Consider the following 16,013-nt stretch of genomic DNA (forward strand, 5'->3'; position numbering starts at 1 on the left):
CGATCGGCGACGTTGTCGAACGCCTCTTCGGACCGTGAATGACCCTGACGCCCTGGAAGACGATGTTGAAGACGCTGCGGCGGTCGGCGGCGGCCCTGCCGGCGGCGGGCGCGGTGCTGGGCGTCGCCATGGCCGCCGGGTCCAGCGTGCGGCCCGACGCCGACCGCACGGCCGAGGCGGTGTCGCGCATCACCGGCGGCGATCTGGGCGTGGATGGTCTGGCGGCGATCAAGGCGCGCCTGACCCCGGCCCAGCTGGCCGAGGCCATGCGTCACGACCCTGCGCTGTTGCAGCCGGCCCTCTATGGACTGACGCCCGGTTGGGAAAGCCTGACCCTGGCCGGCAAGCCTGGGCTTGAGCCGGGCAAGAGCGGGCTGGAGGCCCAGCGCCTGAACGCGGCCATGGCGCCCGCCCCCGGCGCCCTGCGTCCCGCCCAGCCCTTTATCTTCAAAGGCAGCGCCGAGGATCGCCGCCGCGCGCTGCGCTGCCTGACCCAGGCGGTCTATTTCGAGGCGGCGCTGGAGCCGGACAGCGGCCAGGCGGGCGTGGCCCAGGTCGTTCTGAACCGGGTGCGCGATCCCAACTACGCCAACACCGTCTGCGGCGTGGTGTTCGAAGGCGCCGAACGGACCACGGGCTGCCAGTTCAGCTTCACCTGCGACGGCTCCCTGGCCCAGTCTACGGTCCCCTGGGCGTGGGATCGGGCCCGTCGCGTGGCGGAAAAGGCGCTGGACGGCGCGGTCGCGCAGCAGGTCGGCGCCGCCACCCATTATCACGCCGACTATGTGCACCCCTGGTGGGCGCCCACGGTCGCCAAGGTGACGCAGATCGGCGCGCACATCTTCTATCGCTGGAAGGGCGTCTATGGCGAACCCGCCGCCTTGCGCAATGTCTACAAGGGGCGCGAGCCTGCGATCGACGAGGCGCGCTTCTCGCGTCCGCGCGCGGTCCTGCCCGCCGGCGCGGCGACCGGCGGACCCGATCCCGACGCCCCCGCGGCCGCGGTGAAGGACGCGCCCCTGCGGACGGTCGAGATCGACGGCCAGCAGCGCGTCGTCGGCGTCGCCAGTCTGGGCGGGCGGCGCCTGCCGACCCGCGAGGAGGTCGCCGCCATCAACGCCCGTCTGACCGTGCTGGAGCGCCCCAAGGCCGCGGCGCCCGCGCCCGCCGGCGTCACGACCATGGATGTCGAGGAAGTCGGTCGGCCGACGAACTGAAAAGCCGGCTTGCAACGGTTTCGCGGCTCGGGGCATTGATGAACTCACACAAGCGCGCCGGGCTTAAGAGGATGCCTCGTTGAACCACCCAGAAGTCGGCCGTTCCCGGTGGGACGAGGCGGATCGCCTTGCGGCGCTCAAGAGATACGGGGTGCTGGACACGACGCCTGAGGCCGCGTTCGACGATCTGGCCAATCTGGCGGCGCGGCTGTGCGAGGCCCCCATGGCCGCCGTCAGTCTGGTGGACGCCGAGCGTCAGTGGTTCAAGGCCGAGGTCGGGCTGGGCGTGTCCGAGACGCCGCGTCCCACATCCTTCTGCGCCCACGCCATGGTCAGCGACCGGCCGATGGTGGTGACCGACGCCTGTCTCGACGCGCGTTTCGCGGACAATCCGCTGGTCACCGGCGCGCCCAATATACGCTTCTACGCCGGTTATCCGTTGAAGACGCCCGAGGGCGTGCCGCTCGGCGCGCTGTGCGTTCTGGACCGTCGCGCGCGTCCGGAAGGGCTGACCGAACTTCAGGCCTTGGCGATGCAGACCCTGGCGGACCAGGTGATGACCCAGTTGGAGCTGCGTCGCGCCTTGCTGGACCGCGACCGCAGCGAGAAGACCGCCCGGCTGGCCATAGAGGCCTCGGCCTATGTCGGCGCCTGGGATTGGGACATCGCCACCGACCGCGTGGTGGCCGACGAGCGGTTCGCGCGGATGTACGGCGTCGATCCCGTCGCCGCGCGCGAAGGCGCGCCCATCGCGGTGTTTCGCGCCAGCGTCCATCCCGACGACCTCGTTCGTCGGGATGCGGACATCCAGCGTGCGCTGGACGGCGAGGGGCTGTTCGTCAGCGAATACCGGCTCGTCGTCGACGGACGGGTGCGATGGATGCTGGCGCGCGGTCGGGTCGAATATGATCGCTCCGGCGCGGCGGTGCGCCTGCCCGGCGTCGCTGTCGACATCACCGAGCGCAAACAGACCGAGACCGATCTGGCCGAGACTGCACGCGCGCTCAGTGCAAGCGAGGCCCGGTTCCGCATCCTGGCCGACGCCATGCCGCAGATGGTTTGGTCGACCCGGCCCGACGGGTTCCACGACTACTACAACGCCCGTTGGTATGAATTCACCGGCGTTCCCGTCGGCTCCACGGACGGGCAGGGGTGGAGCGACATCTTCCATCCCGACGATCAGCAACGCGCCTGGACGACGTGGCGGCATTCGCTGGAGACGGGCGATCCCTACGAGATCGAATATCGGCTGAAGCACCACAGCGGCGCCTATCGCTGGACCCTGGGGCGCGCGGTGGCCATCCACGACGAAGAGGGGCGGATCACCCGCTGGTTCGGCACCTGCACCGATATCGACGAACTGAAGCGGCTTGAGCAGGGTCGTGAACTGGTAAGCCAGGAGCTAAGCCACCGCATCAAGAACATCTTCGCTGTGGTCTCTGCCTTGGTCGCCCTGTCGGCTCGCCAGTATCCGGAGGCCAAGGCGTTCTCCGCGTCGCTGCGCACCCGCATCGCCGCCTTGGCCCGCGCGCACGAGTTCGTGCGGCCGCACACCGAGACGTCCCAGCCCACGGTCGGCGCCACCACGCTGCACACCTTCCTGGCGGACCTGTTCAAGGCCTATGCCGACGATGTGGGTCTGGCGCGGGTGATCATCAGCGGGGACGATGCGGTGTTCGATGATCAGGCGGCCACGTCGGTCGCCCTGCTGTTCCACGAACTGGCCACCAACGCCGCCAAATACGGCGCCCTATCGCAAAAGGAGGGCAGCGTTCTGCTGCATACGGCGCAGGACGGCGATCGCTTCGTCCTGACCTGGAGCGAACGTGACGGTCCCCGCATCGACGGGCCGCCCTCGCGTTCGGGCTTCGGTTCGTCGCTGGCGACCCTGTCGGTCGAGGGGCAACTGGGTGGAAAACTCCAGCGCGAGTGGAACGCGGCCGGACTGAAGGTGATTGTCGACCTGCCGGCGACAGCCCTTTCGCGCCGCAGAGCCGCCGTTTCCGGAAGAATCTAGTCTTTAGTATGAAACCGATATCGAGAACCTGCGTTAGGTACGCCAACGATCACAAGCTTGAATCATGACCGCGCGTATCCTGATCATCGAAGACGAGGCCCTGGTGGCCATGGAGCTTCGGTTCGTCCTGGAAGACCTGGGTCATCAGGTCATGGGTGTCGCCGCGACCGCAAAGGCCGCGCAGGATCTCGTGCGCGAAAATGATGTGGATCTGGCCCTGGTCGATATTCACCTCTCCGATGGTCCCACCGGGATCGAACTGGGTCGAGAGCTGGGCCAGGAAATGGGTGTCAGCGTCCTGTTCATGACCGCCAATCCCGGCATGGTTCGCGACGGCGTGGCCGGCACCATCGGCGTCTTGTCCAAGCCCACCGACGAACGGGCCGTTCAGACCGCCGTGGACTACGCCCTGCGGCGTCGGCAGGGTCAGCCGACCGATTACGCGCCGCCCGGACTTCAACTGTTCGGGTGATCGCCACCGCAGCGGTTGCGGTCGCTTCGCTGTCGCCTATGTGCAGGGCTCCCCGAAACGGAGCCTCCCTTATGAGCAATCCCGACAAACGCGCCCTGGGCCGCAGCGGCCTGAACATCGCCCCGCTCGTTTTCGGCGGAAACGTCTTTGGCTGGACGGCGGACAGTAAGACGTCGTTCGACCTGCTGGATGGGTTCGTCGAGGCCGGGTTCGACGCCATCGACACGGCCGACGCCTATTCGCGCTGGGTTCCGGGACATTCGGGCGGTGAGAGCGAGACGGTCATCGGTGAGTGGCTGAAGGCGCGCGGCGGTCGTGACGCGGTGAAAATCTTCACCAAGGTCGGGTCGGACATGGGGCAGGGCCGCAAGGACTTGTCGCCGGGTTGGATCGGCAAGGCGGTCGAGGACAGCCTGCGTCGGCTCCAGACCGACTATATCGACCTTTATCAGACCCACTGGCCCGACCCGGAGACGCCCCAGGAAGAGACCCTGCGCGCGCTCGACGATCTGGTGAAGGCGGGCAAGGTGCGCGCCATCGGCACGTCCAACCACTCCGCCGACCAGGTGGCCGAGGCCCTGGCCATCTCCGAGCGCGACGGCCTGGCCGCCTACGCCTCGATCCAGCCCCACTACAACCTCTACAGCCGCGACACCTTCGAAGGGCCATTGCAGGACGTCGCGATCGAAAAGGGGCTGGGCGTCATCACCTATTTCAGCCTTGAGAGCGGCTTCCTGACCGGCAAGTACAAGACCGCCGATCAGATCGCCGGGACCAAGCGCGAAGGGATGCTGCAGGGCCGGTTCGACGAGCGGGGCGTGCGCATCCTGGCGGTGCTGGACGCCGTGGCTCAGCGCAACGAGGCCACCTCCGCCCAGGTCGCCTTGGCCTGGCTGCTGGCCCAACCCGGCGTCACGGCGCCCATCGTCAGCGCCACGACGCTGGCGCAACTGGCCGATACGCTGAAGGCCGCCGGTCTGACCCTATCGCCCGAGGATGTGACGGAGCTGACGGAAGCCAGCGCCTACTGAAGGACCTTAGCCGATCGGCATGAAGAAGCCGCCGAACTCGGCAGGGAGTTCGGCGCTTCCGATCGTCACCGCGCCGCTGGGATCGACGCCCTCGATCCGCACTTTGAGGCCGTGCTGGTCCAGCAGGGCCGGTCCGCGCGGCGTCTGCGGCCGGATAGGCGTGAAAGGGCTGGCCAGCGGACGTTTGCGCCGTCCCTCGCCCGTCGATAGGACCACCTCATAGGCGCCCGCCCGGCGGTTCCAGATCACGCGCGCCTGGCCGCTCAGGGCGCGCGGATCGGTCAGATGATCGGCATTCAGCGCAGAATAGGCGACCGGCCCGCCCTCTATCGTTTGTCGCCCCTGATAGGCCAGCGGCGTGGGTTCGCGGCACGCCGCCTCGCGCAGAAGGCTGCAGCCGCCCCGCATCGCCCACCAGAACTGCTCGAACCGACCATCATCGTCGGCGTCGCGAAGACAGCGCGCTGAATAGTTCTGGTCCGAACAATAGACGGTCTGGCCCGACCGCGTGGTGGCGGCCATCCAAAGCGGATCGTCGATCTTGATGGCTTCTTCGCCGAACCCGGCGGCCGGAATCTCGCGCGCCACGCTTCGTGCGGCGATCCTCGACAGGCGGAAGTCGAACAAATAGCCGGGTTCGGTCGAGGCCTGATTTCGCGTCGGCCTCAAGACGACGGGAAAGACGATGGCGTCCGAAAACCGAGACGGTTCAGGCTCGGTGATTTGAGCTTTCGCGGTCGTGACCGGGAGGATCAGCAGCGCCGCAGCGACCGCCATCCCTAGCGTGATCGATCCCTTCACGATCCGTCCTCCTCGCGGCCTTACCAGACGCCGATCTTTTCCGCCTCGGCGTGGCTGATGGGGTGGTGGGCCTTGGCGTGGTCTTCTTCGGCCAGGAACCGGGCGGCCTCCAGCGCGGCCATGCAGCCCATGCCGGCGGCGGTGACGGCCTGGCGATAGACGTCGTCGGTGACGTCGCCGGCGGCCCAGACGCCCTCGATGGCGGTGGACGCCGTGCCGGGCTTGACCCGCAGATAGCCGCCCGAGTTGGTCTCCAACTGGCCCTTGAACAGTTCCGACGACGGGGCATGGCCGATGGCGATGAAGACGCCGTCGGCCGGGATGTCGCGGGTCGATCCGTCCTTGACGTTCTTCAGGCGGACGCCCGTGACGTTGCGGGCGATGCCGTCCACCACGCCGACGATCTCCTCGATGGCGACGTTCCAGATCACCTCGACCTTGGGGTTGGCGAACAGGCGGTCCTGCAGGATCTTTTCGGCGCGGAACTCGTCCTTGCGGTGGATGACCGTGACCTTGGAGGCGAAGTTGGTCAGGAACAGCGCCTCTTCGACCGCCGTATTGCCGCCGCCGACCACGACCACTTCCTTGCCGCGATAGAAGAAGCCGTCGCAGGTAGCGCAGGCCGAGACGCCGAAACCCTGATAGGCGGCCTCCGACTCCAGCCCAAGCCATTTGGCCTGGGCGCCGGTGGAGATGATGACCGTCTCGGCCAGAATCTCGTCGCCGCCGTCCAGCTTCAGCCGGAACGGACGCTGGGACAGGTCGGCGGAGGTGACGATGTCGTGGATGACCTCGGTCCCGACGTGCAGGGCCTGGGCTTGCATCTGCTCCATCAGCCACGGGCCCTGGATGGTCTCGGCGAAGCCGGGATAGTTTTCGACGTCGGTGGTGATGGTCAGCTGGCCGCCGGGCTGGATGCCGGCGATGACGACAGGGTTCAGGGAGGCGCGGGCCGCATAGATGGCGGCGGTCCAGCCGGCGGGGCCGGAACCAATGATGGCGACGCGAACGGTACGAGCTTGGGTCATGCGCCTATTTAGGCGGTGATTCCCGTTTGCGCGATGCTGGTCCTCAGTTTCTATCGCGTCCGCATCGCCTCCAGAACCGCGCGGGCGGCGCGGTCGGTTTCGGCCAGGGGTTCGTAGGTCCAGGGGATCAGCGCGCCGTCGAACGGCCGGGCGGCGCCGCGCGAACGCAGATCATCGTGCAGGCGGGCGAACTTGCCGGGGGATTTCAGCGGGACCATCGGCAGGATGTGAACCGGCTTGCCGGTCGAGGCGGCTTCGGCGGCCATGTTGGCGCTGTCCTCTGTGACCAGCACATGGTCAGCGTAATGCAGGAAGCCGAACAGGGGGTTGTCGCCGGTCCCGTCCCAGATCCAGCCGGGCAGGTCGGACAGGCGTGCGGTCATCGCCGCCTTGGCCAGCTCAGGCGTGCGGCGCGAGAAGGTCAGCATCAGCGATCCGCCCGCCGCCCGCACGGCGTCCGCGATCCGGTCGGCCAGAGCGGCGGCATGGGCGGCGGGCAGGTCGAAAGCCTTGGACCGACCGCCGATCAGGACCGCAATGCGCGGATGGGGCAGGGGAGCGATCCGGTCGGCGAAGTCGGGGGCCGCCTCGGCGATCCGCTGGGGCGTGATGCGGTGCGGCGAGCCGGTGATCTCGAAGACATTGTCGCCCGACAGGTTGTCGTGGGCGGGGGCGACGATCATGTCGTAGCGGGGGTTGGCCCAGCGCGGGTCCTGGGTCTGAACGACGAAGGTCTTGCCGCCGCTCCATTGTTTGACCCGTGTCGAAAGCGGCAGGGTGGCGCGGCCCGTCGCGATCCACAGATCGGGCCAGGGGGCGGCGAGGGCGTCCGAGGCGGGGTCCAGCATCGCCCGCGTCTTCAACGCCGACGGCCAGCGGTCGAACAAAGCCCGCCAGCGGATATGTTTGATCGTGACTTCGGCCGGGGTCAGGCGCTGCACCGCCTCGGCGAGGCCCAGGGCCTGGTTCTCGATCCCGGCGCGGCCGTCCGAGACCACCCAGACGCTGAGGGGGCGGGACGGCGGAATGGACGTCACGCCTGGCCGGGCGCGGCCCGAACCCAGGTCATGGCCTCGATCTTGTTGCCGTCAGGATCGCGCAGGAAGGCGGCGTAATAGCCGGGCGCATAGTCGGGGCGGAAACCGGGCGCGCCATCGTCGCGACCGCCGGCGGCAAGGCCCTGGGCGTGAAAGCGATCGACCGCGTCCCGATCCGGCGCGGCGAAACAGACATGGGCGCCATTGCCGGCCGAGGCGGCCTGACGGTCGTGAGGGATGGAGGCCCAGAATTCGGGCAAGGCGCGGCCATAGGCCAGCCCCATCGGATGTTCCATCACCCGGCCGACGCCCAGGCTTGCGAACACGGCGTCGTAGAAGACGCCGGTCCGAACCAGATCGGTGACGCCCACCGAAACATGCGACACCAGGGGCGGGCGTGTTTCGGCGGCGTCGGTCACGGTCTTATTTCCACTCGACCTTGAGGATCTCATAGGCCTTCACCCCGCCGGGGGTGTTGACCTCGACCACGTCGCCGACCTCCTTGGAGATCATGGCGCGGGCGATCGGCGAGGCGATGGAGATGCGGCCCTGTTTCACGTCGGCCTCATGCTCGCCGACGATCTGGTACCGGCTCTCTTCCTCGGTGTCCTCGTCCACCACCGTGACGGTGGCGCCGAACTTCACCTGGTTGCCGGACAGTTTGGACACGTCGATGACCTGGGCGCGGCTGATCTTGTCCTCGATCTCGGCGATCTGGCCTTCGATCCAGCCCTGCCGCTCCTTGGCGGCATGATATTCGGCGTTTTCGGACAGGTCACCGTGTTCGCGGGCCTCTGAAATGGCCGCGATCACGCTGGGCCTTTCGACCGACTTCAATTGCTTCAGTTGATCGTCGAGAGCGCGATAGCCCTCGGCCGTCATCGGCACTTTTTCCATTGTGTCGTGATTTTTCTTGTTCGCCCGGAGACTGGAAAGACGCGAAATAGGCACACAAAAGGCCGCGGGGCGGGCGCGGCCGGGCATCAAAGCTAGGGGATATCGGTCCTGAAATCAAGAGCGCCACCCCAGGCGAGCCATATTTCAGGCACGCGCAGGAGGCTCCGACTTGGGGTCGCGGCGCAGAACGCCCTTGATCAGACTATAGGCCAACCAGCCGATGGCGGCCAGTCCGGCGAACATGAACAGGCCGGAAATGAGTGCGGCCCCTGCGGCCATGAAGGCCAGAACGAAGGCGACGGCGGCGGCGAGCCCGGCGATGATCTGAATGGTGTGAAGGCGCATGGCTTGTTAACGTCTTGCGCCTCGTCGGGTTGCGATCAACCGATCACGATCCGATCACGCATAACTATATTCGCCGCCCCGCTCCAAGGCGCGACGGTAGGCGGGGCGGGCATGAATTCGGTCCAGAAACGCCCTGAGGCGCGGCTTGGTCGCGGCGTCGAAGGCTCGGTCGGCCCCGGCCTCGACCGGAAAGCTCATCATGATGTCGGCGGCGGTGAACTGATCGCCCGCAAACCATTCTGACCGTTCCAGTTCGGCCTCCCAGAAGGCGACATGGGTGCGCAGTTGCGGTTCGACGAAGCTGGCCAGGGCCTTGTTCGCAACGCCCTTGACCAGGGGCTTCATCAGCCCGGGCGCGCGCTGAGGCATTATGCTGAAGACCAGCTTGAGCAGCAGCGGCGGCATGGCCGACCCTTCCGCGTAGTGAAGCCAATAGGTGAATCGGCGCGCATTCTCTGTGCCCGCCGCCGGGCGCAGCCGGCCGGCGCCATAGGCATCCAGCAGATATTCGACGACGGCGCCGGTCTCTGCGACCGTAATCTCTCCGTCCTCGATCACCGGCGACTTGCCCAGCGGGTGGATTTTCAGCAGTTCTGGCGGGGCCAGCCGGTTGCCGGGATTGCGCTCGTAACGCACCACCTCATAGTCCAGCCCCAATTCTTCCAGCAGCCACAGGACGCGCTGCGAGCGGCTGTCGTTCAGGTGATGGACTTTGATCATGGCTCATCTCCGGGCGGGCGTCGACTATCGGGGCGCGCCCGGGGGAAGTCGAGGACTATCGCGGCGCGCGGCCGCTCCAGCGATTGCGGGCGCGTGGGCGATCCTGCGCCTGTGTCTGAGAGGCGGCCTGGGGGCGGGCGCCGTTACGGCGGCTGCGCCACACCTCATAGGCCAAGGTCGCCAGGGCCAGCTTTCCGGCGTGACGGCCCGCCAGGCGGCGTCCGGCCTTGGACAGCAAGAGGCCGCCGATCATGGGAACCAGTTTGTGCAGACGGGACATGGTTGATCTCCTTGTTCCTGTCCAAACGCACCGGCGCGGTTCGCGTTTCGTGCTGCGACGACCTGATCTGCCAACGGGCGTCAGAAGGTTTGGCGCGCGCATGGCGAAAAGGGGTGCTAGCTCTGGCCGATGCGCTCTTCCCGTCTCGCCGCCTTCTTCACCTCTCTCAGCTTCTTCGTCATCGCCGCCCTGGTCGCGGGCGTGGTGGTCGGGGCCATGGCCCAGGGCGCCGACGCGCCGTGGTTGACGGGCGGTTTGGGCGTGGTCGAAAGTCTGGGCCAGGTCTGGCTGAACGCGCTGCGCATGACCGTCATTCCGCTGGTGTTCAGCCTGCTGGTCACGGGCATCGTCTCCATCGCCGACGCCGCCGCGACGGGGCGGATCGCGGTGCGGTCGCTGGGGGTGTTCGGCGTGCTGCTGGTCGGGGCTACGGTCTATGCCATCCTGGCGGGGCTGGGGCTTCTGGCGATCTGGCCCATTGACCCGGAGGCGGGCCAGAGCCTGTTGTCGGGCGTCAGCGCGGACGCCTTGGCGACCGTGGGCGACGCGGCGCGGACGGATGGCCTGCGCGCCTTCCTGGCCAGTCTGGCGCCGGCGAATGTGGTCAAGGCGGCCGCCGACGACGGGGTGCTGGCCGTGGTCGTCTTCGCCGTGGCGTTCGGTTTCGCCGCCACTCGGATCAAGACCGAGCTTCGTCGACCGCTGGCCGGCTTCTTCGAGGCGGTGGCCGAGACGATGGTGGTGATCGTTCACTGGGTGCTGCTGGCCGCGCCGTTCGGGGTGTTCGCCCTGGCGCTGGGCGTGGGTCTGCGCGCCGGTCTGGGGGTGGCGGGGACGCTGGCCCACTATGTGGCCATTGTCTGCCTGAGCCAGATCGGTCTGATCCTGATCACCTATGTCGTCGCCATCGTCTGGGGGCGGATCCCGCTGGCCCGGTTTGCGCGCGCGGCGGCCCCGGCCCAGGTCGTCGCCGTCTCGACCCAGTCGTCGCTGGCCAGCCTGCCGGTGATGATCGAACGGGCGCGCGACTGGCTAGGCGTGCCCCAGACCTCCGCGGGCCTGGTTCTGCCGCTGGCGGTGGCGGTGTTCCGCATCACCAGCCCCGTCGCCAACCTGGCGGTCTGCCTCTATGTGGCGCAGCTGAACGGGGTGCATCTGGGCCTCGGCGTGCTGATCGCCGGCGGGCTGACGGCCATCGCCGTGTCCATCGCCTCGGTCGGCCTGCCGGGCCAGGTCAGCTTCTTCGCCGCCATCGGGCCGATCTGCCTGGCCATGGGCCTGCCGCTCGGTGTGCTGCCGCTGCTGTTGGCGGTCGAGGTCATCCCCGACATCTTCCGCACCGTCGGCAATGTCACCGCCGACCTCGCCGCAACCCGGATCGTGGCGGGGCGGGATGACGCCGCTGCCACACCTGACATCGAATAGGGATCGAACCTTGCCCGTGCCCAAGCTTCCTGTCGCCGCCGCGTTCGGCCTGACCGCCCTGGCCCTGATCCAGACGCCGGCGATGGCGTCGAGCGAACCCCTGCCGGTCCATGTCGGCGGGCGGGTGATCCGCGCGGCGGACGGGTTGAGCTTCGGCTGGCCGTGCGTCTATTTCGAGAGTCGCTTCAACGGGACGGGGGTGCGGGTCCGTTTCGACGCGCCAGAGCAGAACCTGCGGCTGCTGGTCGACGGGCGCGAGCGCACCCTGTTCCGAAACGCCGGACGCGTCGATCTGACGCTGGAGGACCTGGGGGCCGGGGATCACGTCGTGCGGCTGGAGAAACAGAGCGAGAGCCAGACCGGCGGCGGGCGGTTCACGGGCTTCTTCCCGACAGGCGACGGCCGCCCCCTGCCGGCGCCGGCGCGCAGCCGCCAGATCGAGTTCATCGGCGATTCCTATTCGGTGGGCTATGGCGACGTGTCGTCGGCCCGCACCTGCACGCCGCAGGAAATTCATGACACGACCGACACCCAGCGCGCCTTCGGTCCGCTGGTGGCGCGCCGGTTCGACGCCGATTACCGGATCAACGCCTATTCCGGCTATGGCGTCGTTCGCAATTATGGCGGCAAGGACCCGGGGGCCAGCCTGCCGACCCTCTATGCGCGCCTGAAGCCGGACGATCCGCGAGCGGCGGTCGGTGCGGACCCGGACTGGAGGCCTGCGATCATCGTCGTCAACCTGGGCGTCAACGACTTCTCGACCCCGCTGCACGCGGGCGAAGCCTGGGCGGACGAGGCGGCCCTGCGCGACGCCTATCGCCGGCGCTATGTGGATTTCCTTCAAGAGCTGCACCGGGCTCAGCCCCAGGCGCGGTTCATCCTGATGGGATGGGTGAACACCGTGGGGGCGGACATCGCCCAGGTGGCGGCGACGGTGAATGCGCGGACGCCGAACCTGGCCACCGCCCTCCCGTCCGACGGGCTGGACCTGCAGGCCTGCGATTGGCACCCGTCCCAGGCCGATCACGTCAAGCTGGCGAGCCTGGTCGAGCGGGCGATCACGACGATGGACGGCGACTGGCGGCCCACGCCCTGACGGTCAGAAGACGACCCAGGCCGCCCCGGCCAGCAGCAGGATCAGGTGCAGCGAAACCACCACGCCGAACCGCGTCCTGAACGGTTCCTCGCGCGTCTTGTGGCGCATCAGATGCTGGCCCATCCAAGCGCCCAGGCCGCCGATCAGGCCGAACAGCAGGAGCGTCGATTCCGGCGTGCGCCACAGGCCGCTCCTGGCCTTCCGCTTGTCCCAGGCGAAGGCCAGAAAGCCCGCCGCCTCCGCGATCAGAATGGCGATCAGGGCCTTGTCGAGCGTCGAAATCGTCAGGGTTTCCCTGTCATCGGCCGCACCGTCAGCGCAGGGTGCGGCCGATGACTGAATGTCAGCCGTAGGCCTGGATCGCCTTCACATCCAGGTCGCCGGCCTTGATGGCGCCGATGGCCTGGGCCGCCGCAAGCGCGCCGGCGGTGGTGGTGTAGTAGGGCATCTTCATCATCAGGGCGGTGCGGCGCAGGGAGAAACTGTCCTGCAGCGACTGCTTGCCCGAGGTGGTGTTGAAGACCAGCTGGACCTCGCCGTTCTTCATGGCGTCCACGATGTGCGGGCGGCCTTCCAGCACCTTCTTGACCAGCTTCACCTCCAGCCCCTGTTCGACCAGATAGGCGTGGGTGCCGCCGGTGGCGATCAGGCTGAAACCCTCGGCCAGCAGGGTCCGGGCGGCGTCGACGATGAAGGGCTTGTCCTCGTCCTTGACCGAGATGAAGGCGCAGCCCGAGGTCGGCAGGGTGACGCCGCCGCCGATCTGGGATTTGGCGAAGGCGCGGGCGAAGGCGGGGGCCATGTCGGCCTCGCCGTCGCGCTTCCAGTCCAGACCCATGACCTCGCCGGTCGAACGCATTTCCGGGCCGAGGATGGTGTCGACCCCGGCGAAGCGGGCGAACGGGAAGACCGCCTCCTTGACCGCGATATGGTCGTAAGACCTGTCGGTCAGGCCGAAGGACTTCAGCGGCACGCCCGCCATGACCTTGGCGGCGATGGCGGCGATGGGCTGGCCGATGGTCTTGGCGACGAACGGCGCCGTGCGGCTGGCGCGCGGGTTCACCTCCAGCACGAAGATGCGGGGTTCGGCGCTGTGCGGCTCCTCGATCGCGAACTGCACGTTCATCAGGCCGCGCACCTTCAGGGCCTTGGCCATTTCGGTGGTCTGGCGCTTCAGCTCGGCCACCGTTTCGGCGGACAGGGAGTAGGGCGGCATCGAGCAGGCGCTGTCGCCCGAGTGGACCCCGGCCTCCTCGATATGTTCCAGCACGCCGGCGACGAAGACCGTCTCGTCGTCGCACAGGGCGTCGACGTCGACCTCGGTGGCGCGGTTCAGATAGTGGTCGATCAGGACGGGATCGGAACCCGACACCCGCATGGCCTCATGGACGTAACGGTCCAGTTGCTCGCGGTCGTGGACGATCATCATGCCGCGTCCGCCCAGGACGTAGGAGGGGCGCAGGACGACCGGATAGCCGACCTCTTCGGCCTTCTGCGCGGCTTCCTCGGCCGAACGGGCCAGGGCGTTGGGCGGCTGGCGCAGGCCGATGCCCTCAAGCATCTGCTGGAAGCGTTCGCGGTCCTCGGCCAGGTCGATGGAGTCGACGGATGTGCCCAGCACCGGAATGCCGTCGTCCTGAAGCGCATGGGCCAGTTTCAGCGGGGTCTGGCCGCCGAACTGGACGACGCAGCCGATCAGTTCGCCGTTCGAGCGTTCGACCTCGATCAGCTCCAGCACGTCCTCGGCCGTCAGCGGCTCGAAATACAGGCGGTCGGAGGTGTCGTAGTCGGTCGAGACGGTCTCAGGGTTGCAGTTGACCATGATCGATTCGACGCCGATCTGGTCGAAGGCGAAGGCCGCGTGGCAGCAGCAGTAGTCGAACTCGATCCCCTGGCCGATCCGGTTGGGACCGCCGCCCAGGATGATGGCCTTCTTCTTGTCCGACGGCGCGCTCTCGCACTCGGGAATCTGGCCCAGGGCGCCCGTCTCATAAGTCGAATACATATAGGCGGTGGCGCTGGCGAACTCGGCCGCGCAGGTGTCGATGCGTTTGAACACCGGACGGACGTTCAGGCCGCGACGGGCCAGACGCACGGATTTTTCGGTCGCGCCGGTCAGATGGGCCAGGCGGGCGTCGGAGAAGCCCTTGGCCTTCAGGCGGCGGAACTCGGTCGGATCGGTCGGCAGGCCCTTGACGCGGACGTGGCCCTCCTCGCGCACGATGTCGGCGATCTGGCGCAGGAACCACGGCTCATAGGCGCAGGCGGCGTTGACCTCTTCCACCGACAGGCCGTGGCGGAAGGCCTGGGCGATGACGCGGATGCGGTCGGGCGTCGGCACGCCCAGCGCCCGCACCACGGCGCCGCGCGCGGTCGCGTCGTCGGCCGCCCCGGCCACGCCCTCGATCTCGATCTCGTCGAAGCCGTCCAGACCCGTCTCCAGCCCGCGCAGGGCCTTCTGCATCGATTCCTGGAAGGTGCGGCCGATGGCCATGACCTCGCCCACCGACTTCATCGAGGTGCCCAGCAGAGGCTCGGAACCGGGATATTTCTCGAAGGCGAAGCGCGGGATCTTGGTGACGACATAGTCGATCGACGGCTCGAACGACGCGGGCGTGACCTGGGTGATGTCGTTCTGAAGCTCGTCCAGCGTATAGCCGACCGCCAGACGCGCCGCGACCTTGGCGATGGGGAAGCCGGTGGCCTTGGACGCCAGGGCCGAGGAGCGCGACACGCGCGGGTTCATCTCGATCACGACCATGCGGCCGTCGGCAGGGTTGATGGCCCACTGGACGTTCGATCCGCCCGTCTCCACGCCGATTTCGCGCAGCACATTGATCGAGCCGGTCCGCATCCGCTGATATTCTTTATCCGTCAGCGTCAGGGCGGGGGCGACGGTGATCGAGTCGCCCGTATGGACGCCCATCGGATCGACGTTCTCGATGGAGCAGATGATGATGCAGTTGTCCGCCGTGTCGCGGACGACCTCCATCTCGTATTCCTTCCAGCCCAGCACCGATTCTTCGATCAGGACCTCGGTCGTCGGCGACAGGTCCAGGCCGCGCAGGACGATCTCCTCGAACTCCTCGCGGTTGAAGGCGATGCCGCCGCCGGTGCCGGCCAGGGTGAAGGACGGGCGGATCACGGCGGGCAGGCCGACGAACTCCAGCCCCTCCAGCGCCTCTTCCATCGAATGGGCGGCCTTGGAGCGGGGGCTCTCCAGACCCAGCTTGTCCATGGCGTCGCGGAACTTCTGGCGGTCCTCGGCCTTGTCGATGACCTCGGCCTTGGCGCCGATCATCTCGACCCCGTGGCGGGCCAGGGCGCCCGATTCATGCAGGGCCAGCGCCGTGTTCAGCGCCGTCTGGCCGCCCATGGTGGGCAGCAGGGCGTCGGGCCTTTCCTTGATGATGATCTTCTCGACCATCTCGGGCGTGATCGGCTCGATATAGGTGGCGTCGGCCACCTCCGGGTCGGTCATGATGGTGGCGGGGTTCGAATTGACCAGGATGACCCGGTAGCCTTCCGCCTTCAGCGCCTTGCACGCCTGAACGCCGGAATAGTCGAACTCGCACGCCTGGCCGATGACGATCGGGCCGGCGCCGATGATGAGGATGGACTTGATGTCTGTGCGCTTGGGCATCGCC

At 67.7% G+C, this 16,013-nt stretch carries 16 protein-coding genes; 6 read left to right on the forward strand and 10 right to left on the reverse strand.

The window, feature by feature from the left end; translation table 11 throughout:
- Positions 1-38: 38 nt before the first annotated feature.
- The 4 genes from P0Y50_08270 to P0Y50_08285 all read left to right on the forward strand — a co-directional run bounded on the left by P0Y50_08270 (position 39) and on the right by P0Y50_08285 (position 4,737).
- Positions 39-1,217 (forward strand): cell wall hydrolase, encoded by a 1,179-nt coding sequence (locus P0Y50_08270; GenBank protein WEK38550.1) that lies wholly within the window; start codon positions 39-41, stop codon positions 1,215-1,217.
- A gap of 79 nt (positions 1,218-1,296) precedes the next feature.
- Positions 1,297-3,234 carry a PAS domain-containing protein gene (locus P0Y50_08275; protein WEK38551.1) on the forward strand — a complete coding sequence of 646 codons (1,938 nt, stop codon included), beginning with the start codon at positions 1,297-1,299 and terminating at the stop codon, positions 3,232-3,234.
- A 64-nt stretch (positions 3,235-3,298) separates the two neighbouring features.
- The gene (locus P0Y50_08280) at positions 3,299-3,706 is read left to right on the forward strand and encodes a response regulator (GenBank protein WEK38552.1); all 408 of its coding nucleotides are present in this window, start codon (positions 3,299-3,301) and stop codon (positions 3,704-3,706) included.
- A 71-nt stretch (positions 3,707-3,777) separates the two neighbouring features.
- Entirely contained in the window at positions 3,778-4,737 is a 960-nt protein-coding gene (locus P0Y50_08285; GenBank protein ID WEK38553.1) for an aldo/keto reductase, read from the forward strand.
- Positions 4,738-4,743: 6 nt separating this feature from the next.
- Here the strand turns inward: P0Y50_08285 and P0Y50_08290 are convergent, their stop codons facing one another.
- The 8 genes from P0Y50_08290 to P0Y50_08325 all read right to left on the reverse strand — a co-directional run bounded on the left by P0Y50_08290 (position 4,744) and on the right by P0Y50_08325 (position 9,845).
- Complete coding sequence (locus tag P0Y50_08290) at positions 4,744-5,538, reverse strand: hypothetical protein (protein ID WEK38554.1); 795 nt, start codon at positions 5,536-5,538, stop codon at positions 4,744-4,746.
- Between the two features lie 20 nt (positions 5,539-5,558).
- On the reverse strand, positions 5,559-6,566 hold the full coding sequence (gene trxB / locus P0Y50_08295) for a thioredoxin-disulfide reductase (GenBank protein ID WEK38555.1): 1,008 nt from the start codon (positions 6,564-6,566) through the stop codon (positions 5,559-5,561).
- 50 nt (positions 6,567-6,616) lie between these two features.
- Positions 6,617-7,603: a mitochondrial fission ELM1 family protein gene (locus tag P0Y50_08300; protein ID WEK38556.1), complete on the reverse strand. Its 987-nt coding sequence runs from the start codon at positions 7,601-7,603 to the stop codon at positions 6,617-6,619.
- Positions 7,600-8,022: a VOC family protein gene (locus P0Y50_08305; protein WEK38557.1), complete on the reverse strand. Its 423-nt coding sequence runs from the start codon at positions 8,020-8,022 to the stop codon at positions 7,600-7,602. The genes P0Y50_08300 and P0Y50_08305 overlap by 4 nt, the downstream gene beginning before the upstream one ends.
- Positions 8,023-8,026: 4 nt before the next feature.
- Positions 8,027-8,500 carry a transcription elongation factor GreA gene (greA, locus tag P0Y50_08310; protein ID WEK38558.1) on the reverse strand — a complete coding sequence of 158 codons (474 nt, stop codon included), beginning with the start codon at positions 8,498-8,500 and terminating at the stop codon, positions 8,027-8,029.
- A gap of 144 nt (positions 8,501-8,644) precedes the next feature.
- Positions 8,645-8,845, reverse strand: coding sequence for a hypothetical protein (locus tag P0Y50_08315; protein WEK38559.1), 201 nt, complete (start codon positions 8,843-8,845; stop codon positions 8,645-8,647).
- A 54-nt stretch (positions 8,846-8,899) separates the two neighbouring features.
- Positions 8,900-9,565, reverse strand: coding sequence for a glutathione S-transferase (locus P0Y50_08320; GenBank protein WEK38560.1), 666 nt, complete (start codon positions 9,563-9,565; stop codon positions 8,900-8,902).
- Positions 9,566-9,620: 55 nt separating this feature from the next.
- The gene (locus P0Y50_08325) at positions 9,621-9,845 is read right to left on the reverse strand and encodes a cysteine protease (GenBank protein ID WEK38561.1); all 225 of its coding nucleotides are present in this window, start codon (positions 9,843-9,845) and stop codon (positions 9,621-9,623) included.
- A gap of 129 nt (positions 9,846-9,974) precedes the next feature.
- Here P0Y50_08325 and P0Y50_08330 point away from each other — a divergent pair, with 129 nt between their 5' ends.
- The gene (locus P0Y50_08330; protein ID WEK38562.1) at positions 9,975-11,270 is read left to right on the forward strand and encodes a cation:dicarboxylase symporter family transporter; all 1,296 of its coding nucleotides are present in this window, start codon (positions 9,975-9,977) and stop codon (positions 11,268-11,270) included.
- Positions 11,271-11,286: 16 nt separating this feature from the next.
- Positions 11,287-12,366: a GDSL-type esterase/lipase family protein gene (locus tag P0Y50_08335; GenBank protein WEK38563.1), complete on the forward strand. Its 1,080-nt coding sequence runs from the start codon at positions 11,287-11,289 to the stop codon at positions 12,364-12,366.
- 3 nt (positions 12,367-12,369) lie between these two features.
- Here the strand turns inward: P0Y50_08335 and P0Y50_08340 are convergent, their stop codons facing one another.
- Together P0Y50_08340 and carB are read right to left on the reverse strand one after the other, a co-directional pair.
- Positions 12,370-12,591, reverse strand: coding sequence for a DUF1294 domain-containing protein (locus tag P0Y50_08340; GenBank protein WEK41550.1), 222 nt, complete (start codon positions 12,589-12,591; stop codon positions 12,370-12,372).
- A gap of 118 nt (positions 12,592-12,709) precedes the next feature.
- On the reverse strand, positions 12,710-16,009 hold the full coding sequence (gene carB, locus P0Y50_08345; protein ID WEK38564.1) for a carbamoyl-phosphate synthase large subunit: 3,300 nt from the start codon (positions 16,007-16,009) through the stop codon (positions 12,710-12,712).
- Positions 16,010-16,013: the final 4 nt, after the last annotated feature.

Origin of the sequence: Candidatus Brevundimonas colombiensis (assembly GCA_029202665.1) — a bacterium.
GTDB classification, from domain to species: domain Bacteria; phylum Pseudomonadota; class Alphaproteobacteria; order Caulobacterales; family Caulobacteraceae; genus Brevundimonas; species Brevundimonas colombiensis.

Excerpts from the sequence above, each read along its gene's own strand:
- P0Y50_08280 (WEK38552.1), top strand. The coding sequence starts at position 3,299 with ATGACCGCGCGTATCCTGATCATCGAAGACGAGGCCCTGGTGGCCATG.
- trxB (WEK38555.1), bottom strand. The coding sequence starts at position 6,566 with ATGACCCAAGCTCGTACCGTTCGCGTCGCCATCATTGGTTCCGGCCCC.
- P0Y50_08330 (WEK38562.1), top strand. The coding sequence starts at position 9,975 with ATGCGCTCTTCCCGTCTCGCCGCCTTCTTCACCTCTCTCAGCTTCTTC.
- greA (WEK38558.1), bottom strand. The coding sequence starts at position 8,500 with ATGGAAAAAGTGCCGATGACGGCCGAGGGCTATCGCGCTCTCGACGAT.
- P0Y50_08285 (WEK38553.1), top strand. The coding sequence starts at position 3,778 with ATGAGCAATCCCGACAAACGCGCCCTGGGCCGCAGCGGCCTGAACATC.
- carB (WEK38564.1), bottom strand. The coding sequence starts at position 16,009 with ATGCCCAAGCGCACAGACATCAAGTCCATCCTCATCATCGGCGCCGGC.
- P0Y50_08315 (WEK38559.1), bottom strand. The coding sequence starts at position 8,845 with ATGCGCCTTCACACCATTCAGATCATCGCCGGGCTCGCCGCCGCCGTC.
- P0Y50_08320 (WEK38560.1), bottom strand. The coding sequence starts at position 9,565 with ATGATCAAAGTCCATCACCTGAACGACAGCCGCTCGCAGCGCGTCCTG.
- P0Y50_08325 (WEK38561.1), bottom strand. The coding sequence starts at position 9,845 with ATGTCCCGTCTGCACAAACTGGTTCCCATGATCGGCGGCCTCTTGCTG.
- P0Y50_08270 (WEK38550.1), top strand. The coding sequence starts at position 39 with ATGACCCTGACGCCCTGGAAGACGATGTTGAAGACGCTGCGGCGGTCG.